Origin of the sequence: Streptomyces marincola, from assembly GCF_020410765.1 — a bacterium.
In the GTDB taxonomy this organism is placed as follows: Bacteria; Actinomycetota; Actinomycetes; order Streptomycetales; family Streptomycetaceae; genus Streptomyces; species Streptomyces marincola.
In genome coordinates, this window is record NZ_CP084541.1 from 3326921 (window position 1) to 3352058 (window position 25138).

At 74.7% G+C, this 25138-nt stretch carries 25 protein-coding genes and 1 pseudogene; 7 read left to right on the forward strand and 19 right to left on the reverse strand.

Going from position 1 to position 25138, the window contains the following annotated elements; genetic code table 11:
* Positions 1–28 precede the first annotated feature (28 nt).
* Genes pdhA (LC193_RS14255) through LC193_RS14265 form a run of 3 tightly spaced genes read left to right on the forward strand, consistent with a single transcriptional unit; the run spans position 29 to position 3781 of the window.
* Positions 29–1291: a pyruvate dehydrogenase (acetyl-transferring) E1 component subunit alpha gene (gene pdhA, locus LC193_RS14255; RefSeq protein WP_226074503.1), complete on the forward strand. Its 1263-nt coding sequence runs from the start codon at positions 29–31 to the stop codon at positions 1289–1291.
* 1 nt (position 1292) lies between these two features.
* Positions 1293–2273, forward strand: a complete 981-nt coding sequence (locus LC193_RS14260; RefSeq protein WP_226074505.1) for an alpha-ketoacid dehydrogenase subunit beta — start codon at positions 1293–1295, stop codon at positions 2271–2273.
* 26 nt (positions 2274–2299) lie between these two features.
* Positions 2300–3781 (forward strand): dihydrolipoamide acetyltransferase family protein, encoded by a 1482-nt coding sequence (locus tag LC193_RS14265; protein WP_226074506.1) that lies wholly within the window; start codon positions 2300–2302, stop codon positions 3779–3781.
* A gap of 80 nt (positions 3782–3861) precedes the next feature.
* Here the strand turns inward: LC193_RS14265 and LC193_RS14270 are convergent, their stop codons facing one another.
* The 8 genes from LC193_RS14270 to LC193_RS14305 form a co-directional block, all read right to left on the reverse strand.
* Positions 3862–4428: a bacterial proteasome activator family protein gene (locus LC193_RS14270; protein ID WP_318842155.1), complete on the reverse strand. Its 567-nt coding sequence runs from the start codon at positions 4426–4428 to the stop codon at positions 3862–3864.
* A 21-nt stretch (positions 4429–4449) separates the two neighbouring features.
* Entirely contained in the window at positions 4450–6348 is a 1899-nt protein-coding gene (locus LC193_RS14275; protein WP_226074508.1) for an FtsX-like permease family protein, read from the reverse strand.
* A complete protein-coding gene (locus LC193_RS14280; RefSeq protein ID WP_226074510.1) occupies positions 6315–7202 on the reverse strand; it encodes a hypothetical protein in 888 nt (295 codons plus the stop codon). Before LC193_RS14280 ends, LC193_RS14275 begins: the two co-directional genes overlap by 34 nt.
* On the reverse strand, positions 7199–7963 hold the full coding sequence (locus LC193_RS14285) for an ABC transporter ATP-binding protein (protein WP_226074512.1): 765 nt from the start codon (positions 7961–7963) through the stop codon (positions 7199–7201). Before LC193_RS14285 ends, LC193_RS14280 begins: the two co-directional genes overlap by 4 nt.
* Entirely contained in the window at positions 7960–8589 is a 630-nt protein-coding gene (locus tag LC193_RS14290; protein ID WP_226074513.1) for a PadR family transcriptional regulator, read from the reverse strand. The genes LC193_RS14285 and LC193_RS14290 overlap by 4 nt, the downstream gene beginning before the upstream one ends.
* Before the next feature lie 182 nt (positions 8590–8771).
* A complete protein-coding gene (locus LC193_RS14295; RefSeq protein ID WP_226074514.1) occupies positions 8772–9116 on the reverse strand; it encodes a hypothetical protein in 345 nt (114 codons plus the stop codon).
* Between the two features lie 112 nt (positions 9117–9228).
* A complete protein-coding gene (locus LC193_RS14300; RefSeq protein WP_226074515.1) occupies positions 9229–10191 on the reverse strand; it encodes an NAD(P)H-quinone oxidoreductase in 963 nt (320 codons plus the stop codon).
* A 10-nt stretch (positions 10192–10201) separates the two neighbouring features.
* Positions 10202–10549, reverse strand: a complete 348-nt coding sequence (locus LC193_RS14305; protein WP_226074516.1) for a hypothetical protein — start codon at positions 10547–10549, stop codon at positions 10202–10204.
* Between the two features lie 208 nt (positions 10550–10757).
* Between LC193_RS14305 and LC193_RS14310 the strand changes: the two genes are divergently transcribed.
* Both LC193_RS14310 and LC193_RS14315 read left to right on the forward strand, forming a co-directional pair.
* Positions 10758–11582, forward strand: coding sequence for a helix-turn-helix domain-containing protein (locus LC193_RS14310; protein WP_226074517.1), 825 nt, complete (start codon positions 10758–10760; stop codon positions 11580–11582).
* Positions 11579–11806, forward strand: a complete 228-nt coding sequence (locus LC193_RS14315; protein WP_226074518.1) for a DUF397 domain-containing protein — start codon at positions 11579–11581, stop codon at positions 11804–11806. The genes LC193_RS14310 and LC193_RS14315 overlap by 4 nt, the downstream gene beginning before the upstream one ends.
* Before the next feature lie 189 nt (positions 11807–11995).
* Here LC193_RS14315 and LC193_RS14320 read toward each other — a convergent pair whose 3' ends face one another.
* The 3 genes from LC193_RS14320 to LC193_RS14330 form a co-directional block, all read right to left on the reverse strand.
* Positions 11996–12337: a TFIIB-type zinc ribbon-containing protein gene (locus LC193_RS14320; protein ID WP_226074519.1), complete on the reverse strand. Its 342-nt coding sequence runs from the start codon at positions 12335–12337 to the stop codon at positions 11996–11998.
* Between the two features lie 33 nt (positions 12338–12370).
* A complete protein-coding gene (locus LC193_RS14325) occupies positions 12371–13249 on the reverse strand; it encodes a phosphotransferase family protein (RefSeq protein WP_226074521.1) in 879 nt (292 codons plus the stop codon).
* A gap of 101 nt (positions 13250–13350) precedes the next feature.
* Positions 13351–14160 carry a TetR/AcrR family transcriptional regulator gene (locus LC193_RS14330; RefSeq protein ID WP_226074523.1) on the reverse strand — a complete coding sequence of 270 codons (810 nt, stop codon included), beginning with the start codon at positions 14158–14160 and terminating at the stop codon, positions 13351–13353.
* A gap of 40 nt (positions 14161–14200) precedes the next feature.
* Between LC193_RS14330 and LC193_RS14335 the strand changes: the two genes are divergently transcribed.
* The gene (locus LC193_RS14335; RefSeq protein WP_226074524.1) at positions 14201–15085 is read left to right on the forward strand and encodes an SDR family oxidoreductase; all 885 of its coding nucleotides are present in this window, start codon (positions 14201–14203) and stop codon (positions 15083–15085) included.
* A 254-nt stretch (positions 15086–15339) separates the two neighbouring features.
* Here the strand turns inward: LC193_RS14335 and LC193_RS14340 are convergent, their stop codons facing one another.
* From LC193_RS14340 to pdhA (LC193_RS14365), 6 genes are read right to left on the reverse strand one after another with little or no spacing between them, the layout of a single operon-like run.
* Positions 15340–16467: a potassium channel family protein gene (locus LC193_RS14340; RefSeq protein WP_226074526.1), complete on the reverse strand. Its 1128-nt coding sequence runs from the start codon at positions 16465–16467 to the stop codon at positions 15340–15342.
* Positions 16464–17798, reverse strand: coding sequence for a molybdopterin molybdotransferase MoeA (locus LC193_RS14345; protein ID WP_226074528.1), 1335 nt, complete (start codon positions 17796–17798; stop codon positions 16464–16466). The genes LC193_RS14340 and LC193_RS14345 overlap by 4 nt, the downstream gene beginning before the upstream one ends.
* Complete coding sequence (locus tag LC193_RS14350; RefSeq protein ID WP_226074530.1) at positions 17795–18622, reverse strand: NTP transferase domain-containing protein; 828 nt, start codon at positions 18620–18622, stop codon at positions 17795–17797. The genes LC193_RS14345 and LC193_RS14350 overlap by 4 nt, the downstream gene beginning before the upstream one ends.
* A gap of 23 nt (positions 18623–18645) precedes the next feature.
* Positions 18646–20037, reverse strand: a complete 1392-nt coding sequence (locus LC193_RS14355) for a dihydrolipoamide acetyltransferase family protein (protein ID WP_226074532.1) — start codon at positions 20035–20037, stop codon at positions 18646–18648.
* Entirely contained in the window at positions 20034–21002 is a 969-nt protein-coding gene (locus LC193_RS14360) for an alpha-ketoacid dehydrogenase subunit beta (protein WP_226078607.1), read from the reverse strand. Before LC193_RS14360 ends, LC193_RS14355 begins: the two co-directional genes overlap by 4 nt.
* 20 nt (positions 21003–21022) lie before the next feature.
* The gene (pdhA, locus tag LC193_RS14365; protein WP_226074534.1) at positions 21023–22162 is read right to left on the reverse strand and encodes a pyruvate dehydrogenase (acetyl-transferring) E1 component subunit alpha; all 1140 of its coding nucleotides are present in this window, start codon (positions 22160–22162) and stop codon (positions 21023–21025) included.
* A 148-nt stretch (positions 22163–22310) separates the two neighbouring features.
* Here pdhA (LC193_RS14365) and LC193_RS14370 point away from each other — a divergent pair, with 148 nt between their 5' ends.
* Positions 22311–22829: an Lrp/AsnC family transcriptional regulator gene (locus LC193_RS14370; protein ID WP_226074535.1), complete on the forward strand. Its 519-nt coding sequence runs from the start codon at positions 22311–22313 to the stop codon at positions 22827–22829.
* Positions 22830–22934: 105 nt separating this feature from the next.
* On the opposite strand, the gene LC193_RS14375 is transcribed toward LC193_RS14370, so the two are convergent.
* Together LC193_RS14375 and LC193_RS14380 are read right to left on the reverse strand one after the other, a co-directional pair.
* Positions 22935–24098: a nitric oxide synthase oxygenase gene (locus tag LC193_RS14375; protein ID WP_226074536.1), complete on the reverse strand. Its 1164-nt coding sequence runs from the start codon at positions 24096–24098 to the stop codon at positions 22935–22937.
* A 306-nt stretch (positions 24099–24404) separates the two neighbouring features.
* Positions 24405–24986, reverse strand: a pseudogene (locus LC193_RS14380) (TetR/AcrR family transcriptional regulator); the annotation flags it as partial.
* Positions 24987–25138 lie beyond the last annotated feature (152 nt).

Genomic DNA, 25138 nt, shown 5'->3' on the forward strand with positions numbered 1-25138 from the left:
CGGGGGCCGGACCGACGGAGGAGCACGAGTGACCGTGGAGAGCACCGCCGCACGCGGGAAGCCGCGCCGCGCCGCGGCCGAGACGACTGCCGCGAGCGGGAAGACGACCGCGAGCCGGAAACCGGCCGCGAGCGGGAAGGCGGCCGCGAGCAAGAAGCCGGCCGCCCCCAGGAGGACGGCCGCGAGCCGGAAGCCGGCGGGGAAGCGGCAGGCCGAGCGGCCGGAGATGGTCCAGCTGCTCACGCCCGAGGGGGAGCGGGTCGAGCACCCCGACTACGCCCTCGACACCACGCCCGAGCAACTGCGCGGCCTGTACCGCGACATGATGCTGACCCGCAGGTTCGACGCGGAGGCGACCGCGCTCCAGCGGCAGGGCGAACTGGGGCTCTGGCCCTCGCTGCTCGGCCAGGAGGCCGCGCAGATCGGTTCCGGCCGCGCGCTGCGCGAGACGGACTACGTCTTCCCCACCTACCGCGAGCACGGCGTCGCCTGGTGCCGCGGGGTCGACCCGGCGCAGTTGCTCGGCATGTTCCGCGGCGTCAACCACGGCGGCTGGGACCCCGCGAGCAACCGCTTCCACCTCTACACCATCGTCATCGGCTCGCAGGCGCTGCACGCCACGGGCTACGCGATGGGCGTGCTCAAGGACGGCGCCGACGAGGCGGTGCTCGCCTACTTCGGGGACGGGGCGTCGAGCCAGGGCGACGTGGCCGAGGCGTTCACGTTCGCCGCCGTGTACAACGCCCCGGTCGTGTTCTTCTGCCAGAACAACCAGTGGGCGATCTCCGAGCCCACGGAACGCCAGACCCGCGTGCCGCTCTACCAGCGGGCCCAGGGCTACGGCTTCCCCGGCGTCCGCGTCGACGGCAACGACGTGCTCGCGGTGCTCGCCGTCACCCGCGCCGCCGCCGAGCACGCCAGGACCGGGCAGGGCCCGATCCTGGTCGAGGCGTTCACCTACCGCATGGGCGCCCACACCACCTCGGACGACCCGACCCGCTACCGCCCCAAGGAGGAGCTCGAAGCCTGGGAGGCGAAGGACCCGATGCTGCGACTGCGCCGCCTGATCGAGCGGGAGGACGCGGCGGACGACGCGTTCTTCTCCGAGCTCCAGGCCGAGAGCGACGCGCTGGCCAAGCGGGTGCGCGAGGTGATCCGCACCATGCCCGACCCCGACGGCATGGCGATGTTCGAGCACACCTACGCCGACGGGCACGCGCTCGTCGACGAGGAACGGGCCCAGTACGGCGCCTACCTCGCGTCGTTCGCCGACCAGCACGAGGGGAACTGACATGGCGGCCGAGAAGATGGCGCTCGCGAAGGCGCTCAACGCCTCGCTGCGCACGGCGCTCGAAACCGACCCGAAGGTCCTGGTCATGGGCGAGGACGTGGGCCGGCTCGGCGGCGTCTTCCGCATCACCGACCAGCTCCAGAAGGACTTCGGCGAGGACCGGGTCATCGACACGCCGCTCGCCGAGTCCGGCATCATCGGCACCGCCATCGGCCTGGCCCTGCGCGGCTACCGGCCGGTCGCCGAGATCCAGTTCGACGGCTTCGTGTTCCCCGCGTACGACCAGATCGTCACCCAGCTCGCCAAGATGCACGCCCGTTCCCTGGGCGCCGTCCGGCTGCCCGTCGTCATCCGCATCCCCTACGGGGGCGGCATCGGCGCGGTCGAGCACCACAGCGAGTCCCCCGAGGCCCTGTTCGCGCACGTCGCCGGCCTGAAGATCGTCACCCCCTCCGACGCGTCGGACGCGTACTGGATGCTCCAGCAGGCGATCCAGTGCGACGACCCGGTGGTGTTCTTCGAGCCGAAGGCCAGGTACTGGGACAAGGGCGAGGTCGACCGCGAGGGCATCCCAGGCCCCCTGCACGCGGCCAAGGTGGTCAGGCCGGGCGATGACCTGACGATCGCCGCCTACGGGCCCTCGGTGAAGACGGCGCTCGCCGCGGCGAGCGCGGCCGAGGAGGACGGCGTCTCGCTGGAAGTGGTCGACCTGCGGTCGGTCTCGCCGATCGACTTCGACACCCTCCAGCGGTCGGTCGAACGGACCGGCCGCTTGGTGGTGGTGCACGAGGCGCCGGTGTTCTTCGGCTCCGGCGGCGAGATCGCCGCCCGCATCACGGAGCGCTGCTTCTACCATCTGGAAGCGCCGGTGCTGCGCGTGGGCGGTTTCCACGCGCCGTATCCGCCCGCGCGGCTGGAGGAGGAGTACCTTCCCGGGCTTGACAGGGTGCTGGACAGCGTCGACCGCGCCTTGGCGTACTGAGGGAGAGGCTGAGGAGAGTCGTGACGATGGCTGCTGAAGCACAGCGCTACCGCGAGTTCAGAATGCCGGACGTGGGCGAAGGACTCGCCGAGGCGGAGATCCTGAAGTGGCTCGTCGCGCCGGGCGACACGGTCAGCGACGGGCAGACGGTGGTGGAGGTCGAGACCGCCAAGGCGGCGGTCGAGCTGCCCATCCCCTACGACGGAACGGTGCGCGAGATCCTCTTCCCCGAGGGCACCACCGTGGATGTCGGCACCCCGATCATCACGGTCGACACCGACCCGGGCGCGGGGCCGCCGCCGGGCGCCGAGGCACCCGCGGCTCCGGCGGCGGCGGACGGCGGCGCGGCCGGGGAGGGCGGCGGGAACGGCGAGCCCCCGGCGGGCGAGGGCAGGCAGCCCGTGCTCGTCGGCTACGGCGTCTCGGCGCCGTCGGGCAGGCGCAGGCCGCGCAAGCCGCGCATCCCGGAGCCGGCCGCTCCCGAGCCGGCGGCCGTTCCGGAACCGGCCCCCGTTCCCGAGCCGCAGGCCGCGTCCCGCGGGCAGGCGGCGCGGGAGAACGGACGGCCGCTGGCCAAGCCCCCGGTCCGCAAGCTGGCCAAGGACCTCGGGGTCGACCTCGCGGGCGTCACGCCGACCGGCGCGGACGGGATCGTCACCCGCGACGACGTGCACGCCGCCGCCAGGCGCCCGGCACCCGGCGCCGCGGCCGACCACGACCGCGCCTCCAGGAACGGGCAGCCAGCCGCCGACCACGCGCCGGCGGCCGGCTCCGTGCCGGCCGTTGAGCCGCAGTCGCTGGCCGCGATCCGCGAACGCCGGGTACCGATCAAGGGCGTGCGCAAGGCGACGGCGCAGGCGATGGTGTCGAGCGCGTTCACCGCGCCGCACGCGACCGAGTTCATCACGGTCGATGTGACGCGCACGATGCGCCTGGTCGGCGAGCTGAAGGAGGACCCGGACTTCGCCGGGCTCCGCGTCAACCCGCTGCTGCTGGTCGCCAAGGCCCTGCTCGTCGCCATCCGCCGCAACCCCGAGGTGAACGCGGCCTGGGACGAGGAGAACCAGGAGATCGTCTACAAGGACTACGTCAACCTGGGCATCGCCGCGGCCACCCAGCGCGGCCTGATCGTCCCGAACATCAAGGACGCGCAGGCCATGACCCTGCCCGAGCTGTCGCGGGCGCTCGGCGACCTGGTCGCCACCGCGAAGGAGGGCAGGACACCGCTGGCCGACATGCGGGACGGCACGGTGACGATCACCAACGTCGGCGTCTTCGGCGTCGACACCGGGACCCCGATCCTCACCCCGGGCGAGGCCGCGATCCTCGCGTTCGGCGCGATCCGCGAGCAGCCGTGGGTCCACAAGGGCAAGGTCAAGCCCCGGCACGTCACCACGCTCGCGCTGTCCTTCGACCACCGGCTCGTCGACGGCGAGCTGGGCTCGAAGGTGCTCGCGGACGTGGCGGCCGTGCTTGAGCGGCCCAAGCGGCTGATCACCTGGGCCTGACCGGCGGCACACCCGCGCACGAACGGGGGCGGCGACCGCGTGGTCGCCGCCCCCGTTCCCCGTGCTCCGCGGGCGCGCGCCTACAGGTAGGGGCCGGAACGCGCGCCGCCGCGCGGGTCGTCGCTCTCCTGCCCCTCGTCGCCCAGCGCGCCGGGCGGCAGGGCCCGCCGCATCTGTTCGAGCTGCGCGCGGGCCGCCATCTGCTGCGCGAACAGCGCCGTCTGAATGCCGTGGAACAGCCCTTCGAGCCAGCCGACCAGCTGCGCCTGCGCGATGCGCAGCTCGGCGTCGGTGGGCACGCTGTCATCCGTGAACGGCAGCGACAGGCGGCTCAGCTCCGCCACCAGCTCGGGCGCGAGCCCTTCCTCCAGCTCCTTGACCGAGCTGGCGTGGATCTCCTTCAGCCGGGCCCGGCTCGCCTCGTCGAGCGGCGCCGACTTCACCTCTTCGAGCAGCTGCTTGATCATGCTGCCGATCCGCATGACCTTCGCCGGCTGCTCCACCATCTCGGTCAGGGGCGTCTCGTTCGGCCCCCCGTCGCCTTCACCGTTTCCCTGGGGCGCGACACCGCTGAGCGCCATCCCGTCCGGCCCCACGACCAGAATCTGGGACTTCTCCTGCGGTGCGTCGTTGCTCGGCTGTGTCATACCCCCATCATGCAACGCGGATCACCCGGCCCGCCGCGCGAGGGGCACCCGGGAGCGGGTCAGCAGCGCGGCCATGAGGCAGGCGACGAGCGGCACGACGACGATGAGCTGGGCGAACGTGCCCCACGGCAGCTCCAGGTACAGCTCGGGCCGGCTCTCCAGCGTTTCCCAGCCCTCGTCCCAGCCGCGTTCCCAGTAGTCCAGCTCATCGCGGTGCAGGACCAGCACGATGCCCACGGCGGGCACGAGCCCCGACAGCGCGCCGAGGAACACCCCCATGGCCGCGACCATCCCGCACTGAAGTCCGGAGAGGGCCCTGCGCAGCCGGGGCGCCGCGCCGACGGCGGCGAGCGTTCTCAGGTCGGCCTCCGAGTCGGCCTGGGCGAGACCGGTCGCGATGCCCGCGGCCCCCAGCGTGATCACCAGGGCGGCCAGCGAAAGGATCAGCAGGCCGAGGTCCGCGTCGCCCTCGTAGCCGTTCTCGATGTACAGGTGCGGGTCCGAGCCCAGCTGGTCCGAGAGCGCGCCCGCCAGCGCCTGCTCCTCCTCCCCCGTGGGCGTGCGCGTGGTGGACATCAGCACCTGGTCGACCAACGCGTCCGTGCCGGCCGCACGCGCGGTCTCGGGCGAGACGACCGCGCCGTACCCAAACGGCATGTTCTCGGCATCCACGACGTGGGCGGGGAAGGCGAGGGTGCGGTCCGGGGGCCTGATGAACTCGCCCGACTCGTCATACCCCGCCTCTTCCTCGAACACCGCCACCTCGATCCGGCCGTCGGCGACCAGGTGCTCGGCCAGCACCACCGCGTCGCCGCGGTCGAGCGCGGCGCGCGCTTCGGGGCCGCCGATGTCCAGCACGTCGAGCAGTTCGGGACCCGCGACGGCCACCATGTCGGCGGCGGAACCTTCGGCGCAGCGCGGGTCCTCCTGGAGCTCGCGCCGCTCGGCCGGTGTCATCGACTCGGCCTCCAGCTCCCACAGCGGGCACTCGGCGCCCTCGGGCATGACGAGAAGCGCCGAACTCTCGGGTCCCGGGGGGAGCATCGCGAGGTCGGCGCGCGTCTCCACGGGCAGGTGCTGCTCGGCGAGCCGCGCGGCCAGCTCAAGGTTGCCCTCGTCGCGCCACCCGGCGTTGATGGCGACGGTGCCTTCGGGCAGCTCGGCCACGTATTCGCCGCGCCCCTCGGCGTCGTCGCTGGCGATCACGGTGGCGACGGAGACCGCCCCGGCCACGGCGGCCAGCACGGCGGCGACGGCGGGCGCGGTCCTGCCGCGGTTGCGCGCGGCGTCCCGCAGGGCGAGCCGCGCGGTCAGCGGCAGCCTGCGGCCGAGGCGGCCGAACGCGCCGACGAGCAGCGGGGTGAGCGCGACGAGGCCGAGTTCGGTGAGGATCGCGCCGCCCGCGACGGCGGGCGCGCTGTTCCACATCAGGCCGCCCACCAGGGTGAGCGGGACGCCGAGGACCACGGCGACCGTGCCGACCACGGGCAGGGCGCGCCCGGTGCGGCGCACGCCGCGCCGACCGGTGAGCGATTCCAGCACGTCGGCCCGTGCGGCGCCGATCGCGGGCACGACCGCGGCGAGCAGTCCGACGAGAACGGCGAGCAGGGCGATCCCGGCCAGCTCGGGCACCCGGAAGTCCCACGCGCCGAAACGGCTGCCGTTCCGCTCCTCGATCCACGGCCTGGCGGCCAGTGCCAGCAGGGTGCCGAGCGCGAGGCCGATGACGGCCGCCGCCGCCCCGAGCACGATGCCGCCGGCCAGCATGACGGCCCGCAGGTGGCGGCGGTCGCCGCCGTTCGCGCCGATCAGGCCGAGCTGGCGGCGGGAGCGGCGCGCGCCCACGGCGAACGCGGGACCGGCCAGCAGGCAGATCTCCAGGACGATCAGCGAGACGACCACGACGGCGACGACGACCATCTCGGAGTTGTCGCCCCCCAGGCCTCGCTCCGCCCCAGCTCGCGGAACAGCGGCACCTGGTCGTCGGGCGGCGGGTCGGCGACGACGGACTTGGACGTGGCGGTCAGGCCGTGCTCGTTCGCGGCCATGACCATGTCCCAGGTGACGCCGCCCTCGGGCACGTCGGCCAGGTACGTCACCGTGACCGAGTCCTCGGACCGCGGCGGCTCCGCGCCCGGCCGGGCGAGCACCTCGTCCGCGCCCAGGTCGCCGGGCAGCTCGTAGGCGCCGGTGATGCGGTAGGAGGTGTCGTCGTCCTCGAAGCGCAGCCGTGAGCCGACGTACAGGCCGCTGTTGTCGAGGAACGCCTGGGTGACGGCCACCTCGTCGTCCGCGCCGGGGAAGTCGCCGCGCAGCAGGGTCAGCATGCCCTCGGTGTGGGGTCCTGGCTCGACCTTCCGGACGCTCGTCGGCATGAGCCCCGACCTGCTGTGGACGACGCCGCGCGCGGTCTCGTTCGCGCGCAGTTCGGTGCCCGGGGGCAGCAGCCCGGCCAGCACGCCGGCGATGTCCTCGGGCGTGCGCTCGTCGGGGGCGTCCCAGACCCCGTCCTCGGCGTGCATCTGCCCGTTGTCGGGCGACTGCCACACGGGGCCGGCGGCGGCCTGCTGGAACTCGGCATCGGCCCCGCCCATGAGGCGGGTCAGCTCCTCGGCCTGCGAGACATCGCCGCTGCGGAAGGCGATGTCGGCGCCGGTCACGCCGACGATGGGCAGGGCGATCATGGCGACGACCAGGGCGCTGCGGCCCTTGGCGCGCAGGGCGTCGCGGCGCGCGACGCGCAGCGCGAGCCGCCAGGTGGCGATCCGGCTCACCGCGGCCCTCCGCCGGAGAGCAGCGACTCGGCCGAGTGGGACACGGACTGGTCCACGATCGTGCCGTCGCGCAGGAAGACCACGCGGTCGGCCCAGGCGGCGTAACGGGGCTCGTGCGTGACGAGAACGGCCGCGGCGCCCTCGTCGCAGCGCTTGCGGAGCAGCGCGAGGACGGTCTCGCCCGTCTCGGAGTCCAGCGCGCCGGTGGGCTCGTCGGCCAGCACCAGGCGCCGTTCGCCGACGAGGGCGCGGGCGATGGCGACGCGCTGCTGCTGGCCGCCCGACATCTCGTCGGGGAACCGGTCGGCCACCTCGGGCAGCCCGATCTCGACGAGCGCGGCCAGGGCCTCGCGGTGGGCGGTGCGGCTCGCGACGCCGTCGAGCTCGCGGGGGAGCGCGACGTTCTCCGCGGCGGTGAGGGCCGGTATCAGGTTGTAGTCCTGGAACACGTAGCCGACGGCGGTGCGGCGCACCTTGGCCAGCTCGGAGCGGCCGAGCGTGCCCAGGTCGCGGCCCTCGACGAGGACGCGGCCCTCCGTCGCGGTGTCGAGGCCGCCGGCGAGGGTGAGCAGCGTGGACTTGCCGGAGCCCGAGGGGCCCATGACGGCGACGAGTTCGCCCGCGTGCACGCTGAGGTCGACGCCGCGCAGCGCGTGCACGGCGGCCACCCCGCTGGCGTGGACGCGGGAGACGCCGTGCAGGGCGAGGACGGGCGCGTCCTGGCCCGGCGCGGCGGCGGGGTCGTGGTCGGTGGCGGTCACGAGGCGGCTCCCCCGCGGGTGCGGCCGGTCTCGGCCGGGGCGGGGTCCTCGGGCGCGTTCCCCGCGGGCGGCGGCGGGGCGTGCCGCGGGGCCTCGGCCGCGAGCCGCAGCAGGCGCGTTTCGCAGTGGTCGAGCCAGCGGCTCTCCGCCTCGGCCTGGAAGATGAGCTGTTCGAGGACGAGGAGCCAGGCGATGTCGTCCCGGGACGCGGGGCCGCCGGCGAGCGCGCGCGCCTTGAGCCTGGTGTAGTCCTGCATGGCCTTCACCGTGTGGCGGCGCTGCCCCTGGATGATGGCCCGCACGTCCACGCCGGGGGTGCCGACGGCCATGGCCAGCTTGATGGCCAGCTCGTCCCGCGCCGGCTGGGAGCGGTCAACGGGCCGCGCGAACCACTCGTCGAGGTGCCGCCGCCCGGCCTCCGTGATGGCGTACAGCTGCTGCTTGGCGTCGCCGCCGCCCTCGGGGACGATCAGGCCGTCGCGTTCGAGGCGGCCGAGCGTGGTGTACACCTGCCCGATGTTGAGCGGCCAGGTGGAGCCGGTGCGCGACTCGAATTCTGTGCGGAGCTGCGAGCCGTAGCGCGGCCCGCTCTCCAGGAGGGCGAGAAGCCCGTGACGGATCGACATACCGAGTATCTATACTCAGTATTATCCCGGTAGGCAAACGGCCTCGCCGCTGTCGAACGCGCAACGGCCGACGGCCGGCGGGCGACCCCAGGACCTGCGCCCCGGGGGCGGGGCCGCGACGGCACCGGGTCCGCCGACCGCGCAGGAACCGCCGGGAGAGCGCGGGCCGTTCGGGCGCCGCGTCACACGCGCCGCAGGCGGAGGCCGAGGGCGCCGAGGCCGAGGCCCAGGCACGCGAGCCCCGCGCCCAGCGGCAGCACCGGCAGCACCTCGCCGCCCGGCCGGGCGGCGAACGCGCCGGACGTCCGGGACGGCGCGGGGCCGCCGGCATCGACTCCGGCATCGACCCCGGCCGGGGCCTCACCGGCGCGGACCCGGGCGCCGCCGGGCACCGCGCCGCGCCCGTCCGGCACGACGCGCTCCTCGCCCACGCGCTCCGCGCCCACGCGGGCCACGCCGCTCCCGCTCGGCGGGTCCCCGGCGAGGGCCGAGGGAACGCACAGAGCTATGACGGCCGCGGCGGCCATCGCGATTCCCGCCCACACCCTCACAGCGCCCGACCCTTCACCCGCACCGACCGACGATGTGTCCAGCGTCACACAGGCGAGCACATCCGGCATCTCGGGCAAACGCCGCCACTCAGGCGGTCAGCAGAATCTTCCCCACGTGGTCGCTCGCCTCCATCGCCCGGTGGGCCTCGGCCGCGTCGGCGAGGGGCAGCCGCCGGTCGATCACGGGCACGACCCGGGCGTCGGCGAGCAGCGGCCAGACGTGGTCGCGCACCTGCGCCACGATCGCCGCCTTCTCGGCCACGGGCCTGGCCCGCAGCGAGGCCGCCGCGACCGAGGCGCGTTTCGCCAGCAGGCGCCGCAGGTCGAACTCCGCCCGCACCCCGCCCTGGAAGCCGATGATCACCAGCCGCCCGCCCGGGGCGAGGACCCGCACGTTCCGTTCGAGGTACGCGGCGCCGACGATGTCGAGCACGACGTCGACCTCGTTCTCCAGCTCCTCCGCGAAGTCCTGCTCCCGGTAGTTGATGAGCACGTCGGCGCCCAGTTCGCGGCAACGGGCCAGCTTCTCGGTGCTGCCCGCCGTCACCGCCACCCGCGCGCCCACCGCCTTCGCCAGCTGCACCGCCATCGTCCCGATGCCGCTGGCGCCCCCGTGCACCAGCAGCGTCTCGCCCGGCCGCAGGCCCGCCCCCATGAACACCGTCGACCACACCGTGCACGCCACCTCGGGCAGCGCCGCCGCGTTCACGAGGCCGACGCGGCCAGGCACCGGCAGCACCTGCCCCGCGGGAACGGCGACCCGCTCGGCGTACCCGCCCCCCGCGAGCAGCGCGCACACCTCGTCCCCCACCCGCAGGCCGTCCACCCCGTCGCCGAGCGCGGCGACGCGCCCCGAGCATTCGAGGCCGGGGACGGGCGAGACGCCGGGCGGCGGGTCGTAGTGGCCCTGCCGCTGGAGGACGTCGGCCCGGTTGACCCCGGCCGCCACGACGTCGATGAGCACTTCTCCGGGTCCGGCCACCGGGTCGTCGACCTCGGCCCACACCAGCGCCTCGGGACCACCCGGTTCCGGAACAGTGATCGCACGCATGCCCAGGACGTTACAGATAGATCTGGCGCGCGCATCCGCTGCAAAACGTTTTTCCGTCCCTGCGCTCCAGCTCACGGTGCTCGCACACCCGGTGCTCCGGCAGCTCGCGGCGGCGCCGTTCCTCGCGCGCGAGGCTGACCAGCTCCGCGATGCACTGGCCGCAGGCGTACAGCTCGCTCTCCAGGGACGGGGTGCGCAGCGGGCCGATCCACAGCACGCTGACGTTCTCGCGCCGGCAGTACAGCCAGCAGCGGCCGGTCACCCAGTCGTTGCCCTCGGGCGCGCGCTGCGGCAGCGGCCAGCCGCTGAGACCGGAGAACACGATGCCGCGCAGCGCGACATGGACGCTCGCGCTCACGCCTGCCACCCCGTGCACGCGCCCGCGCGAGCGTGAGAACTCGTACAGGAAATCGGATGTTCTTCCTCGCTGAGATTGCCCGGCTTCATGTGACCGCTCCGTCCACCGTGGGTATTCACCTTGCGTACCCCAACCATCACCCTCCGACGTCCCCGTGACACCACCTTTCGGGTTTCCGAACGATCCGGAAAGTCAGGAAGACAAACAAGTGAACGAGTTCAGCGGCTGCGAACCGAGCGACGGCTACGCCTATTTCGGACTGGAGGTCAGGGAGGCGCGGCTGCACGCCAAGCTGACCCAGAAGGGACTCGCGGACGAAACGCACTACCAGCCGCCGTACATCTCCAAAGTGGAGAACGGACTGATGCTCGGAAGTGCCCAGTTCGCGGCGGCGTGCGATCGCGTGTTCAATACGTCCGGCTTTTTCGCGCGCATGCGCGAACGTATCAACAGTCGCGAACACCCGTCGTGGTTCGAGCCGTTCGTCAGGTGGGAGGCACTGGCGGAGTCGATCCTCGACTACAGCGCGAACCTCGTCACCGGCATCCTCCAGACCGAGGACTACGCCTACGCCATCTACCGCCGTGCGCACCCGACTTCGTCGGAGCAGTGGGTCAAACGGAAGGTGGAGGCCCGGATGCGGCGGCAGGAAGCCCTTGAGCGCGCCAATCCGCCACTCTTGTGGGTGATTCTCGACGAGTCGTGCCTGCGCCGTCAGATCGGCGGAATCACCGTCATGCGCGAGCAGTTGAGCCGCCTGCTCCGCGCGGCGGAATCTCCGCAGACCACCCTTCAGGTGCTGCCGTTCTCCACCGGAGCCGCCCCCGCGGCGGAAAGTTTCATCCTTCTGCGGTTCAGCGAGGATCCTCCGCTGCTCTACGAGGAATCGTGGAGCGGCGGCCGTGTGATTGACTCCTCCGTGCACGTGGTTGAGGCATCAGCGGCTTACGAACGGCTGCGCGCCGACGCCATGTCGCCCGACCAATCGCGGGCGCTCATCAAAAAGGTGATGTTGGAGGAGTACTCCGGATGAACAGCAGGACCGACCTGGCAGGAGTCCAGTGGGTCAAGTCGAGCCACAGCAGTCAGAACGGGGGCGCCTGCCTCGAATACGCGCGGCAGGCCGCCGCTTCGGGCTTCGTCCCGGTGCGGGACTCCAAGGACACGGCCGGCCCTGTGCTCGTCTTCGGCACGGCCGGCTGGACCGGCTTCGTGTCCGCGGTCAAGGCCGGGAGCGGTGATCTGGCGGCGCGTTGACCCGCTCCCCCGCGAAGCCGCCGTGGTCGGATTCCGGCCACGGCGGCTTCCCGCGGCGGCTCGCGGCGCTCATCCGCCGACCGATCGAACGGTCACGGCAGCGGGGAACAGCGAGGGCTCACGGCCTCGGGGCCCGGCCGCACGCCGGCGGAGTCGAGGAACGGCCGCCAGGACGCGAGGGGTGAAGCGTCACGAGGAGAAGAACAGCCCGGAGAGGCCGCCCTTCCTGCGGTGCTGGTAGTGCCCGCCGTGGTGGCCGTGCCCGCCGTGGTGGCCGTGCTGCGGCGCGCCCCACGCCGGTCCGCCGGGCGGCGGGTAGGCACCCGGGGCAGCGGGCGGCGGCGGGTAGGCCTGCTGCGGCGGCGGGGGCGGGGCAGCCGCCTGGGGGGTCCACTTGGCCTCCAGCTGGCTGATGTGCTCAAGCTCGCCGTAGTCGAGGAAGATGCCGCGGCAGCCGCCGCACTGCTCGATCTGCACCCCGCTCCGGTTGAACGTCTGCATATGTGCACCGCACTTGGGACACTGCATCATCGGCTCCATGGTCGATTCGCTGGCTTGCTCACCCTACGGCAGCGCCGCGATCCTGAGGCAGGAGTCGAACAGCGCCTCGTCCTCCTCCCCCGGGCGGACGCCGCGCCGCGCCGCGCGCACCAGCGCCCGGGCCGCCTGCTGGGCCGTCGCCACGCGGGCGGGCGCGTCGAGGGCCGGCCACGGGTCCTCGCCCTCGGTACCGGCCGCCGCCTGATAGGCGTTCAGCAGGCGCAGCCAGTCCTGGGCGGGCAGCAGCCCGGCCGCGAACCACGCGGCCGGCCTGGCCAGGTCCCACGCGGGATCACCGACACCCAGGTCGTCCACGTCGATGAGCCGCCACGCCCCCTCGGCGCCCCGCCGCCGCACCAGCTGCCCGAGGTGGAAGTCGCCGTGGCACAGGGCGACGGGGCGCGGTGCGGGCATCGCCGACAGAATGCGGGCCGCGGCCTCGCGCACGGCCGCGTAGGCCGGGTCCGTCGGCGTTCCGGTCAGGTCGGCCAGGGCGCGCGCCGCGCGCGCCGGTCCGCCCGCGGGCGGCAGCGGTCCCGGGACCGCTGCCGGCGGCACGGCGTGCAGCGCGGCCAGGAGCGCGCCCGCCGCCTCCCACGGCACGGCCGCCGGGTCGACGGGCGTGCCGAGCGGCCATAACGAGGCGGGCCGCCCGTCGTGCAGCAGGGACAGCCCGCCGGGCGGCAGGGGCGGCAGCAGGACGTGCGCGAGCGCCGGGTGCGCGGCGGCCCCGACGCGGACGGCGAGGGCCGCCGCGTCGCTGTCCGCCGCGTGGGCCTTGGCGACCACGTCCCCGATCCGCACGACGGTGCCGTCCGGCCGGTCGGCGAGCAGCACCGGCTCGCCGGTCCCCGCGGTGGCGGCCAGCCGGGCCAGGTAATCCGCGGGAAGGGCGCCGGCCACCGCACCGCCGGGGCTCGCGGTGCCGGGGCCCGCACCGCTGGGACTCGCATCACTGGGGGTCGCGGCGCCGGTCACCACACCGCCGGGACCCGTGACACCGGTCACCGCGGCGGGCCCGCGCCCGGTTCCGCCGCCGCGCGGGCGCGCGCCTCGATGCCGTCGAGGAGGCGGGCGAGCCCGAACGCGCCGGCCGCGCGCGCCGCTTCCCTGGCGCTCCGGTCGAGCCCTCCGGCCTGCCACAGCGCGGCGATGGCCGGATGGCCCTCGGGGTCGAAGTGGTGCTCCCAGAAGGAGGCGCGGGCCGCCCACCAGGCGTCGTCCGACTGCCCCTCGGCCCGTTCCGCGTGCGCGTACTCGACCTCCGCGCCGGCCGCCGAGTCCACCGCGGCGGCGACGGCGCCCGCCGCGGGGGCGATCTCGGCGGCGGGCAGCCCGCTGCCCGACAGGGCCGCGATCAGGAACTCCTCCTGGGCCAGCAGCCCCGGACCCAGCGGCGGGCGCACCAGCGACACCTGCCGCAGCCACGGGTGGCGCCGGTGCAGGGCGAGCGTGCGCTCGGCGTACAGCTCCACGCGCGAACGCCAGTCGGCCCCGCCCGGCCGCCCGGCCCGCGGCAGGTCGCGTTCGGCGAGGACCGCGTCCACCATGAGGTCGATCAGCTCGGCCTTGCCCGGTACGTGCGTGTAGAGGGACATGGTGCCGACGCCGAGGGATTCCGCGACGCGGGGCATCGACATGGCCGCGATCCCGTCCCGGTCGGCGACCGCGACGGCGGCGGCGACGATTCCGTCCACCGTGATGCGCGGCTTGCGGCCCCGGGCCGGGCGGTCGCCCGTCCCGTGCGGCCCGCCGCGCCACAGCAGTTCGAGCGTGCGCGTGGGGTCCCCGGTCCCGCTGCGTTCCCCTGTCATGGGCTTGATTTTACATTCCCGTATGCCGTACGGTAATTCCATGACGATTCTGGTGACGGGCGCGACAGGGCAGGTGGGGCGCCTGGTGACGGCCCGGCTTCTGGCCGCGGGGGCCCGGGTGCGGGCGCTGGCCCGTGATCCGGTGGCCGCCGCCGCGGTGCTGCCCGACGGGGTCGGGACGGTGCGCGGCGACCTGTCCGACCCCGGTTCCCTCGGCCCGGCCCTGCGCGACACGGAGCGGGTGTACCTCTTTCCTGTTCCCGGGACGGCGCGCGAGGTCGCGGAGTTGATGGCCCGGGCGCGCGTTCGACGGGTGGTGGTGCTGTCCTCGGGCGCGGTGGCGGCCGGCCATGACACCGACTTCCACCTGCCGGTGGAGCGCGCGGTGGCGGACGCGGGCCTTGAGTGGACGTTCGTGCGGCCCGGTGAGTTCATGCTCAACAAGCTGTGGCTGTGGGGGCCTTCGATCCGCGCGGAGCGCGTGGTGCGCGAGCCGTTCCCCGACGTGGCCTGGTGCCCCGTGCACGAGGCCGACATCGCGGACGTGGCCGCCGAGGCCCTGCTGACCGACGGGCACGTGGGCACGGCCCCCGTGCTGAACGGGCCCGAGCTGCTGACCCGCAGGGCGCAGGTGGCGGCGATCGCGGCGGCGCTGGGGGAGGAGGTGACACTGGAGCAGGTCACTCCGGCGGAGGCGCGCGAGCGGTATCTGGCCCAGGGCGGCTTCGCCGCGGAGAACGCCGACTTCCTGCTCGGTTACGAGGACTACTCGGGCGAGCCTGCCGACCCCGACGCGATACCGGCACAGGACCCGCTCGCGGGCGGTACCGACCTGCCGACCGCGGCCGACGCGATCGGGCGCCCGGCGCGGACGTTCGCCCAATGGGCACGCGATCACGCGGCGGACTTCGGTGCCCGGGCGTAGCGGGCCCGCCGGTGTCCGGTCCAGGCCGGTCGGTGTCCGGTCCAGGCCGGTCGGTGTCCGGTCCAGGCCGGTCGGTGTCCGGTGCGGTGCCGGGAGGCGGCCGGGTCGTGGCGGACGCCGGCCGGTGGCGGGGGCCGGCGGTGCTGACGGCGGTGGCGGGGGCGTTGTCGGTGGCGGTGGCCGCGGCGCTGGCTGTGGCGGCCGTTGGCTCCACGCGGCGGCGCGGCGGCCTGCCGCGGTCGGCGGGGGGCGGGTCAGCGGCGGGGGATGCGCCAGGAGCCGGGGCCGCGTTCCTTGTCGCGCTTCTCCTCGATGGCCTTGCTCTCGTCCGGCCTGACCCGGTGGATGACCACGACCCGGTCGGTCAGCTCAAGCCGCTGCGCCTCGGGTTCGTCGAAGCCGATGCGGCGGTGACCCCGTATCACGGCGACGACCAAGTCCTCGCACTCACGCGGGGAGCGCCCGGCCTCCGCCTTGGTGACCGGGCGTTCGCGCAGGCTCAGGCCCTGGCCGTGCTGGATCAGGTCGTCCATCACCGCGCCCGAGTTGGGACTGATCATCGACAGCCCGAGAAGCCGGCCGACGGCGCTCGCGCTCGTGATGACGGAGTCCGCGCCGGACTGCTTCAGCAGCGGCACGTTCTCCTCCTCGCGCACCGAGGCGACGATGCGCACCGACGCGCTCAGCTGCTTGACCGTCAGCGCCACGAGCACGGCGGTGTCGTCGCGCTGGGTGGCGATGACGACCTGCCGGGCGCGGCCCACTCGGGCCCGGGTCAGCACACTGCTGCGGGTCGCGTCGCCGACGACGCCGGCATAGCCCTCGGCGTTGGCCTGTTCGACGACGGCGGCGTTCGGGTCGACGACGACGATGCGGTCCTGGCCGAGGCCGGCGCTCATCAGCGTTTCCGCCGCGGACCTGCCCTTGGTGCCGAAGCCGACGATGACGGTGTGGTCGCGCAAGGTCTTCCTCCAGTGAGCCAGCCGCCACTGGTCGCGGGTGCGCTCGGTCAGCACTTCGAGTGTGGTGCCGACCAGGATGATCAGGAACAGCACACGGAGCGGTGTGATCAGGAAGGTGGTGATGAGTCTGGCGCCGTCGGACGCCGGGACGACATCGCCGTAGCCCGTGGTCGACAGGGAGACGGTGACGTAGTAGAGCACGTCGATGAACCCGACGTGGCCGTCATGGTTGTCGGTGTAGCCGCCGCGATCGGCCCAGACCAGGACGACGGCCGTGAGCAGCACGACCAGGGCCATGCACAGCCGGCGGATGACCTGGACCAGCGGCCCCGCCACGCCGCGCGGCAGGTTGACGCCGAGCGCGTGACTGCTGTCGTCGTCGTCCTCGTCCCTGCGCCCCCCGGGGGTGGGCAGTCTCATGTCGCCGGCAGGTCGAGGAGGCGGGCCCGGTCCCCGGCCCGGGCGCCGCCCGGCGGGATCACCGCGAGCGCGGCGGCGGCGGCGATGCCGCGCAGCATCGCCGGGCCCGCGTAGGCGAGCGGCATGGCCACGCCCGGCTCGGGCAGCTCGACGGGGACGAGGCGGGTGTCCTCTGGGTGGCCGCGGACGTCGTCGGCCAGCCGCGCGTGCCGCTGCGGGGCGGACGGGCGGTCGGCGAGCGCGCGCAGCAGCGGTTCGGCCAGGGTCAGCAGGCCGGAGACGGCGGCGAGCGGGTTGCCGGGGAGGCCGACCAGCGGGGTGCCGCCCGGCAGTTCGGCGAGCAGCATGGGGTGTCCTGGGCGGACGGCGACGCCGCTCACGAGGAGGTGCGCGCCGAGGCGGGACAGGACGGCGCGCAGGTGGTCCATGGGGCCGGCGGCGGTCGACCCGGTGGTGACGATGACATCGGCGCGGCTGGTGCTCATCGCCTCGTGCAGGGCCTCGGCGTCGTCGCCGAGCCTGCGGGTCACCATCACCTGGGCGCCGAGCGCGGTCAGCCAGGGGCCGGTCATCGGGCCCAGGGCATCCCTGATGCGGCCGTCGTGCGGCAGCCCGCGGAACAGGAGTTCGTCGCCGAGGACGAGCACTTCGGCGCGCGGGCGCGGCCGGACGGCCAGTTGGTCGTAGCCGGCCGCGGCGGCGAGGCCGAGCGCGGCGGGCGTGAGAGTGGCGCGGGCCGGCAGCAGCTCCGTGCCGCTGCGGCACTCCTGGCCGCGCGGGCGGATGTCGGAGCCAGGCTGCGGGCTGGCGCCGTGCAGGCGGCCGTGCGCCACGTCCCCCCGCTCGGCTCGCAGCACCGCGGTGGCGCCCTCGGGCACGCGGGCGCCGGTGGCGATGGGCACCGCCTCGCCGTCGGTGAGCGGCGCGGTGCCGGGCGAGCCGGCCAGCAGGCCGGGCCCCTCCGCGGTCAGCCGCCAGGGCCCGGGGCCCGCGACCGCCCAGCCGTCCATGGCGGAGGTGTCGAACGCGGGGAGGTCGGTCAGGGCGGCCAGCGGCGCGGCGAGGGTGTGCCCGAGGGCGAGGTCGAGGGGCAGCCGGCGCGGCGGCAGCGGGCGCACCGCGCGGTAGGCCGTCGCCCTGGCGCTCTCCCAGGCGGGCCTGACCTGCCCGGCGGGCGCCTCGTCCTGGACGGCGGCCAGCGGGTCGGCGGGCGCGGGGGTGGGGGAAGCGGCCGTTCTCGGCCGCGCGACGCCGCGGCGTCCGGCGCCTCGGGCGGCGGCAGCGGCCGGGCCGTTGGCGAGGGCGAGCGCGTCGTCGAACTCGTCGGTCATCTCCCTGGCTCCTCCTGCTGCTCCTGCTGCCAGGTTCCGGCGAGCGCGGTGACCTTGCGTGCCGCCTCGACGGGCGACATCCCGTGCAGGGCCGCCGCGTACCCGATGAGGAACGTGGTCAGCGGGGCCGCCGGGCGGGCCACGCCGTGTGCGGCGTCCCTGGCGGCGTCGAGCAGCGCGGTGGTGTCCACATCGGGGTCGATGCCGAGTTCGGTCTTGACCGCGGCGATCCATTCGTCGAGCACGTTCCCATCGTCCCTGATCCTGGCGCGCGCCGTGGCGATGTCCGCCCAGGTGTCGCAGTCCAGATCGCCGGGCGAGGGCAGGCGGCCGAGAGTGAGGCCGGACAGCAGGAGCTTGAGCGGCAGCCCGGCGAGCGTTCCGAACTCGGATGCCAGCAGCGCCAGTTCACGGCGCAGCGGCTCGGCCCTGTAGACAGCGGTGAGGGGCTGGTCCTGGCCCTCGGCGTCGTGCAGCAACGCGCCGTCGGCACCCTCGGGCACGGCGAGCAGGCGGTGGACGGTTCCGGTGGTCAGGAACGGCAGGTCGGCGGCGAACACCGCGACCAGCGGGTGCCGCGTGTGCCGAAGTCCGGCGTGCAGGGCCGCGAGCGGCCCCCCGCCCGGCGGGTCCTCGCGCGCCCACACGACGGGTCGCGCGGTGGGGCGGCGCGGCCCGACGACGACGGTGGCGGCGGCGTCGGGGCAGGCGGCGAGCACGCGGTCGAGCAGGGAGCGGGCGCCGACCCGGACGGCCGGTTTGTCCGCCCCGCCGAGGCGGCGGGCCGCGCCGCCGGCGAGTACCACGGCATCGTAGGAAGCCATGCCGGAACGGTACTCGCCCCCCGTCAGACCTCGCGCAGCAGGAGCAGCGGCTCCTCGACGAGGGCGGCGGCCTCGCGCAGGCACCCGGCGGCGGTGCCGCCGTCGCAGACGCGGTGGTCGAAGGTGAGGGAGAGCTGCACGACGTGGCGCAGCGCGAGCCGGCCCCGGTGCTCCCAGGGTTTGCGCACGATGCGGCCGACGCCGAGCATGGCCGCCTCGGGGTGGTTGAGCAGCGGCGTGGAGCCGTCGACGCCGAGCGGGCCGTAGTTGTTGAGGGTGAAGGTCGATCCGCCGAGCGCGGCGGGTGGCAGCGTCCCGGCGCGGGCCTGCTCGGTGACGCGGGCGAGTTCGGCCGCGAGTGCGCCGGTGCCGAGCGTGTGGGCGTCGTGGACCACGGGCACGAGCAGCCCGCGGTCGGTCTGCACGGCGATGCCCAGGTGCACCGACGGGTGCCGTACGACGGCCGGTCCCTCGGGGTCGAAGGTGGCGTTCAGCCCGGGGTGGCGCGCGAGGGCGGCCACGCAGATGCGGGCGAGCAGCGCGAGCAGTGGAAGTTCCGTGCGCCGCTTGGCCGCGAGCAGCTCGGTGGCGTCGGCGTCCAGCCAGCAGGTCGCGGCCGGGACGCGCTGGGCGAGGGCGACGCGTTCCGCCATCGCCGCGTGCACGCCGCGCAGCGGGGTCCGCACGCCCGCGGCGGGCGCCCCGGCCGCCCCGGCGGGGTCGCCAGCGGCGGCCCGTTCCGCGCCCCCGCCCGCGGCCTGCTCCGCGGCTCGTTCCGCGGCCTTCGGGGAAGCCTTTTCCGCTGCCTGCTCTGCCGCATTCCCTGCTGCTTTTTCTGCCGCTTCCTCTGCTGCTTTTTCAAGGTCTCCCCGCACGATGAGCCCGCCGGGTCCCGAGCCGGTCACCCGCCGCAGGTCGATGCCCCGGTCGCGGGCCAGGCGGCGCAGCAGCGGCGAGGCGACGGCCACCGGCCGTTCGCGGCCCTCCCCGGCAAGCGGACCGCCCCCCGGCTCCTCGCGCGCGGGGGCGACCTGGTCCGCGGCGGTGGGGGAAGGAGCCGGGGGCCGGGGTCCGTAGCCGACCAGGACGGGGTCCCGGCCGGGCTCGGCGTCGGCGGCCACCCGGATCAGCGGGCTGCCGACGGGGACTTCCGCGCCGGTGGCGCCGAAGCGTTCGGTGACGGTGCCCGCGTACGGGCACGGGACCTCGACCTGGGCCTTGGCCGTCTCCACCTCGACGACGGGCTGGTCGATCTCCACGCGGTCGCCGACGTCCACGAGCCAGCGCGTGATCTCGGCCCCGGTCAGGCCCTCGCCCAGGTCGGGCAGCCGGAACTCGCGCACCGCCGCCCCCCGCCCGGCGGCGGCGTCGGCGGACTCGGCGGACTCGGCGGGTGTGTTCCGCGTGGTCGTCATACGAGGTCCCACTGGAGGCGGGCGACCGCGTCGAGGACGCGGGCCGCGTCGGGCAGGTGGTGGTGTTCGAGCAGCGGCGGCGGATACGGGATGTCGAGGCCGGTGACGCGCAGCACGGGCGCGCGCAGGTGGTGGAAGCAGCGTTCCGAGACCCGGGCGGCGATTTCGGCCCCGGGACCGGCGAACCCGGCGGCCTCGTGCACCACCACCGCTCGCCCGGTGCGGCGCACCTCGGCGCAGACCGTCTCGTCGTCGAACGGCACGAGGGTGCGCAGGTCGAGCACGCCCACGTCGAGGCCGCGCGCACGGGCCGCCTCCGCCGCCTCAAGGCACACCGGCAGGGCAGGTCCGTAGGTGATGAGGGTGGCGTCCGCGCCCGCGCGGCGGACCACGGCCCGTCCGAACGGCTCCACCGCGCCGCCGCCGGGGGCCAGTTCGCCCTTGGACCAGTAGAGGCGCTTGGGTTCGAGGAAGATCACCGGGTCGTCGGACGCGATGGCCTGCCGCAGCAGCCCGTAGGCGTCCGCGACGGTCGCCGGGGTCACGACGTGCAGGCCCGGCGTGGCCATGTAGTACGTCTCGGACGAGTCGCTGTGGTGCTCCACGCCCCCGATGCCGCCGCCGTAGGGAACGCGCACGGTCAGCGGCAGCGGCAGCGCGCCCCGGGTGCGGTTGCGCATCCGGGAGACGTGCGAGACCAGTTGCTCGAACGCCGGGTAGGCGAACGCGTCGAACTGCATCTCCACCACCGGCCGCAGCCCGTACATCGCCATCCCGGTCGCCGTGCCGAGGATGCCCGCCTCGGCGAGCGGTGTGTCGGTGCAGCGGTCCTCGCCGAACTCGGCGGTCAGCCCGTCGGTGACGCGGAACACCCCGCCGAGCGCGCCGATGTCCTCACCGAGCAGGTGCACGTCCGGGTCGTCGGCGAGCGCGTCGCGCAGCGCGCGGTTCAGGGCCCGCGCCATCGAGAAGGCGGCGGGCGCGGTCACGACCCGGCTCCCGCGCCCGCACGACCGTGCCCCGTCCCCGTGACGCCCGTTCCTGCGGCAGACGTCCCGGCGACGCCCGTTCCTGCGGCGAACGCGGCCGCCTGCTCGCGCAGGTGCGGCGTCGGCGCGGCGTAGACGTGGGCGAACAGGTCGCCGGGCGCGAGTTCCGGGTCCCTGCCCAGCGCCTCGCGCAGCGTGGCGGCGAGCCGTTCCGCGTCCGCGCGCGCCTCCGCCTCGGCCGCGTCGGTGAGCAACCCGTGCCGCCGCAGCTCCTGTTCGAGCCGGGCCAGCGGGTCGCGGGCGCGCCAGGCGGCGACTTCGGCCTCGTCGCGGTAGCGGGTCGCGTCGTCGGCGTTGGTGTGCGCGTCGATGCGGTAGGTCAGCGCCTCGACGAGCGTCGGGCCGCCACCGGAACGCGCCCGGCGCAGCGCCTCGGTCAGCACGTGGTGCACGGCGGGCGCGTCGTTGCCGTCCACGAGCCGGCCCGGCATTCCGTACCCCACGGCCTTGTGCGCGATGCTGGGGGCCGCGGTCTGCTTGGCCAGCGGGACGGAGATGGCCCAGCCGTTGTTCTGCACGAGGAAGACGACGGGGGCGCGCCAGACGGCGGCGAAGTTCAGCGCCTCGTGGAAGTCGCCCTCCGATGTGCCGCCGTCGCCGACGAGGCCGAGCACGGCGACGTCGTCGCCGCGCAGCCGAGCGGCGTGCGCCAGGCCGACGGCGTGCGGGAGTTGGGTGGCCAGCGGGGTGCACAGCGGCGCGACGCGGGCGGCGCGCGGGTCGTACCCGGTGTGCCAGTCGCCGCGCAGCAGGCCGAGCACGGCCACCGGGTCGAGCCCGCGGGTGACGGCGGCCAGCGTGTCGCGGTAGCTGGGGAACAGCCAGTCGCGCGGGCCGAGCGCGAGCCCCGCGGCCACCTGGCACGCCTCCTGCCCGGTCGACGACGGGTAGACGGCCAGCCTGCCCTGCCGGGTGAGCGCGGTGGCCTGCGTGTTGAACCGCCGGCCGCGCACCAGTGCGCGGTACAGCCGCGGCCACAGGCCGGGGTCTGGGGGCGTGGTGCCGAGCAGCCGGAACGGTTCCTCGTCCGGCGACGGTGTCGGCGGTTGTGCGACGGTCAGGTCGGAGACGGTCATGGCGGGCACCTCCTCGCGGCGCGCTACCCTCCCTACCGATTGTTCGGTTGAGAAGGCAGCTTGGCTACCGGCCGGGAGGCCCTGTGGACACCTGGCCCGGTATGACGTGGTATGGGGGCAGGACGTCCAGGGAGGGAGCCGGAAACGCATGCCTGACGACCAGTTGCCCAGCCACGACGCAGCGGCCGTGGACTCGGCGCCCCCCGCCCGTCCCCTCGACCCGATCGACGCGGCGATCCTGCGGCTGCTGCGCGCCGACGGGCGCGCGTCGGTGCGTTCGGTCGCCGAGCAGGTGCACATCTCGCGGGCGAACGCCTACGCGCGCATCAACCGCCTCATCGAGGACGGGGTGATACGCGGCTTCTCGGTCCGCGTCGACCACGAGCGGGCGGGCCAGGCGGCCTCCGCGTACATCACGTTGAAGATCGTGCAGGACAGCTGGCGTTCGGTGCGCGCCAAGCTCCAGGCCCTGCCGGGCGCCGCGCACATCGCCCTGGTCAGCGGCGACTTCGACGTGCTGCTGCTCGTCCACACGGCGGACAACCGGGCGTTGCGCGAGCTGGTGCTCACCCGCATCCAGGCGATGCCCGAGGTGCTGAGCACCCGGACGCTGCTGGTGTTCGAGGAACAGGACCTGCTGCCCGGCCGCCCGCCGGCCCACCGCTGAGGCCGCGGCCGGGCCGCGCCCGCGACGCGACCGCACCGCCGGAGGGCGAGTGCCGCGCGCCCACCGCGGGCGCGGCCGGTGCCGCGCGCTCACCACCGCGAGCGCTCAGTGGGCCACCGGGCAGCGGCCTTCGGCGAGCGCGCGGGCCTCGTCGTCGAGGTAGAAGTTCGGCCGCAGGTCCGCCTCGTCGTAGTACCGGTGGTACACGGGGGTCAGGCCGCCGGAGACGGGCGGCACGATCCACGACCAGTCGGCGGGCACCACGCGCCCCTGCGCCTCCTCGCGCGCGAGGTGGGTGAGGAAGCGGTGGGACTCGGTGTGGTGGTCGCTGATCTTCACGCCGGCGCGCTCGAACGAGTGCAGGACGGCGAGGTTGAGTTCGACCAGCGCGCGGTCGCGCCACAGGGTGGTCTCGCGCGAGGTGTCGAGCCCGAGCAGCCCGGCGACGACGGGCAGCAGGTTGTAGCGGTCGGGGTCGACCAGGTTCCGCGCCCCGATCTCGGTGCCCATGTACCAGCCGTTGAACGGGGCCAGGGGGTAGTCGATGCCGCCGATCGACAGCCGCATGTTGGAGATGGCGGGCAGCGCGTGCCAGCGCAGGCCGAGTGCGGCGAATCGCGGGTCCTCGGGGTGCTCGATGGGCACTTCGAGCACCAGGTCCCGTGGCACGTCGAACAGTTGCGGCTTGTCGCCGTGCGTCTGGACGACCAGCGGCAGCACGTCGAACCAGCCGCCCGGCGCCTGCCAGCCCATGCGCCGTACGACATCGGTGAACGCGGTGTGCGCCTGGTCGCCCACCGGGCTGCCGTCGGCCGCGCGGTAACCGGCGTAGCGGATGAGCTGCGCGTTCCACACCCGGGGCGCGGGTCGGTGCGGGGTGGCCGGGGCGAACACCGAGATCAGCGGGCGGATGCGGCCCTCGTTGGTGGCGAGACGCAGGTGGTCGAGGAGGTGTCCGTGTATCTCGGCGCCGGTCAGCGCGGCGCGCCGGTCGAGGACGCGCAGGCTTTTCCAGTACAGGCGGCCGATGCAGCGGCTCGCGTTGCGCCACGCGACCCGCGCGCCGAACTCAAGCTCGGCGGGCGTGTGCCGGTAGGTGCCCGTGTGGTCGAGGCTTTCGCGTATCTGGCGCAGCCGCGTGCCGAACGGCACCGGCTGCTCGGGCTGTTCTGTGTGGAACAGGCGGACGAAGTCCTCCGCCTCCTGCCAGTCGGGCACTCGCCAGGCCGGTGCGGCGGCGGGGCGGTGGGGCTGCGCGTGGGGATGCATGGACTTCCAGGGTCGGTGGACGGGCACGCGTGCGCCGCGGGGCACCCGCCGCGCACGTTCGGCCTGCTGAGTCGTCGGTCCTGCTCGATGGCCGGGCGGGCCCGGTGCTCCGGGCCCACCCGATTCGGTGCGTGTTCGGTGCGTATGGTGCCTGTGATGCCTGTGGTGCGTCATCCCCCGCGGGCGTCAGCGTAGTTGAGGCGCGCCCTCCGAAGCCATGCCGCCCGGATCGGCCTCGCCCGCACCCGCGCCGCCCGCACCCGCCTCGCCGGAGACCGCCCCGCCCGCGCCCGCGGCCCGGGGCGCCGCCCGCAGCCCCGTGAACGCCACGGCCACGACCGCCTCGACGACCTCGGCCGCGACGCGCGGCCCGCCGCGCTGCGGCCGGTACCACTCGACGACCGAGTTGATCATCCCGAACAGCAACCGCGTCGCCAGCCGCGCGTCGGGTTCCGGCCGCAGGTCGCCGTCGGCCGCCGCCCGCCGCAGCAGCTCGGCCACCCGGTGGTCGAACTCGCGGCGGCGGCGCAGCGCCCTGCGCTCCGTCTCGGTGTTGCCGCGCACCCGCAGCAGCAGCGTGACGTAGGGCAGCCGCTCCATGAGGACCTCGGTGGTGCGGCGCACGACGTGTTCGAGCCGGTCGACGGGTCGGCCGGTCCGCGCGGCGGGCTCGTCGAGCACGGCGAACAGGCCGTCGAGCGCGTGGTCAACGGCGCGCCGCAGCAGGTCCTCCTTGCCCGGAACATGGTGGTAGATGGAGGACTTGGAGATGCCCGCGGCCCGGCTCAGATGCTCCATCGACGTGCCGTCGTAGCCGCGTTCGTTGAACACCGCGACGGCCACTTCGAGCAGCGACTGCGGCGTGTGGGTCTCGCGCCTGCCTGCCATGTCGCGTCGCTCCGTTCCCCGGGTCGTTCCCGCGCGTTCCCCGCGACGACCGCCGTCCCGGGCTCGGCGCGCACACCGCGCACGCCGTGGCGCGCACACCGCACGCGCCGCCGCACGGCCGCCGGCACGCGCCGCCGCGGTGCCAGGCCGCA

Coding starts and splice junctions, on each gene's coding strand:
- LC193_RS14260 (WP_226074505.1), top strand. CDS start 1,293: ATGGCGGCCGAGAAGATGGCGCTCGCGAAGGCGCTCAACGCCTCGCTG.
- LC193_RS14265 (WP_226074506.1), top strand. CDS start 2,300: ATGGCTGCTGAAGCACAGCGCTACCGCGAGTTCAGAATGCCGGACGTG.
- LC193_RS14270 (WP_318842155.1), bottom strand. CDS start 4,428: ATGACACAGCCGAGCAACGACGCACCGCAGGAGAAGTCCCAGATTCTG.
- LC193_RS14275 (WP_226074508.1), bottom strand. CDS start 6,348: ATGGTCGTCGTCGCCGTCGTGGTCGTCTCGCTGATCGTCCTGGAGATC.
- LC193_RS14290 (WP_226074513.1), bottom strand. CDS start 8,589: ATGTCGATCCGTCACGGGCTTCTCGCCCTCCTGGAGAGCGGGCCGCGC.
- LC193_RS14295 (WP_226074514.1), bottom strand. CDS start 9,116: ATGGCCGCCGCGGCCGTCATAGCTCTGTGCGTTCCCTCGGCCCTCGCC.
- LC193_RS14300 (WP_226074515.1), bottom strand. CDS start 10,191: ATGCGTGCGATCACTGTTCCGGAACCGGGTGGTCCCGAGGCGCTGGTG.
- LC193_RS14315 (WP_226074518.1), top strand. CDS start 11,579: ATGAACAGCAGGACCGACCTGGCAGGAGTCCAGTGGGTCAAGTCGAGC.
- LC193_RS14320 (WP_226074519.1), bottom strand. CDS start 12,337: ATGATGCAGTGTCCCAAGTGCGGTGCACATATGCAGACGTTCAACCGG.
- LC193_RS14330 (WP_226074523.1), bottom strand. CDS start 14,160: ATGACAGGGGAACGCAGCGGGACCGGGGACCCCACGCGCACGCTCGAA.
- LC193_RS14335 (WP_226074524.1), top strand. CDS start 14,201: ATGACGATTCTGGTGACGGGCGCGACAGGGCAGGTGGGGCGCCTGGTG.
- LC193_RS14340 (WP_226074526.1), bottom strand. CDS start 16,467: ATGAGACTGCCCACCCCCGGGGGGCGCAGGGACGAGGACGACGACGAC.
- LC193_RS14345 (WP_226074528.1), bottom strand. CDS start 17,798: ATGACCGACGAGTTCGACGACGCGCTCGCCCTCGCCAACGGCCCGGCC.
- LC193_RS14350 (WP_226074530.1), bottom strand. CDS start 18,622: ATGGCTTCCTACGATGCCGTGGTACTCGCCGGCGGCGCGGCCCGCCGC.
- LC193_RS14355 (WP_226074532.1), bottom strand. CDS start 20,037: ATGACGACCACGCGGAACACACCCGCCGAGTCCGCCGAGTCCGCCGAC.
- LC193_RS14360 (WP_226078607.1), bottom strand. CDS start 21,002: ATGGCGCGGGCCCTGAACCGCGCGCTGCGCGACGCGCTCGCCGACGAC.
- pdhA (WP_226074534.1), bottom strand. CDS start 22,162: ATGACCGTCTCCGACCTGACCGTCGCACAACCGCCGACACCGTCGCCG.
- LC193_RS14370 (WP_226074535.1), top strand. CDS start 22,311: ATGCCTGACGACCAGTTGCCCAGCCACGACGCAGCGGCCGTGGACTCG.
- LC193_RS14375 (WP_226074536.1), bottom strand. CDS start 24,098: ATGCATCCCCACGCGCAGCCCCACCGCCCCGCCGCCGCACCGGCCTGG.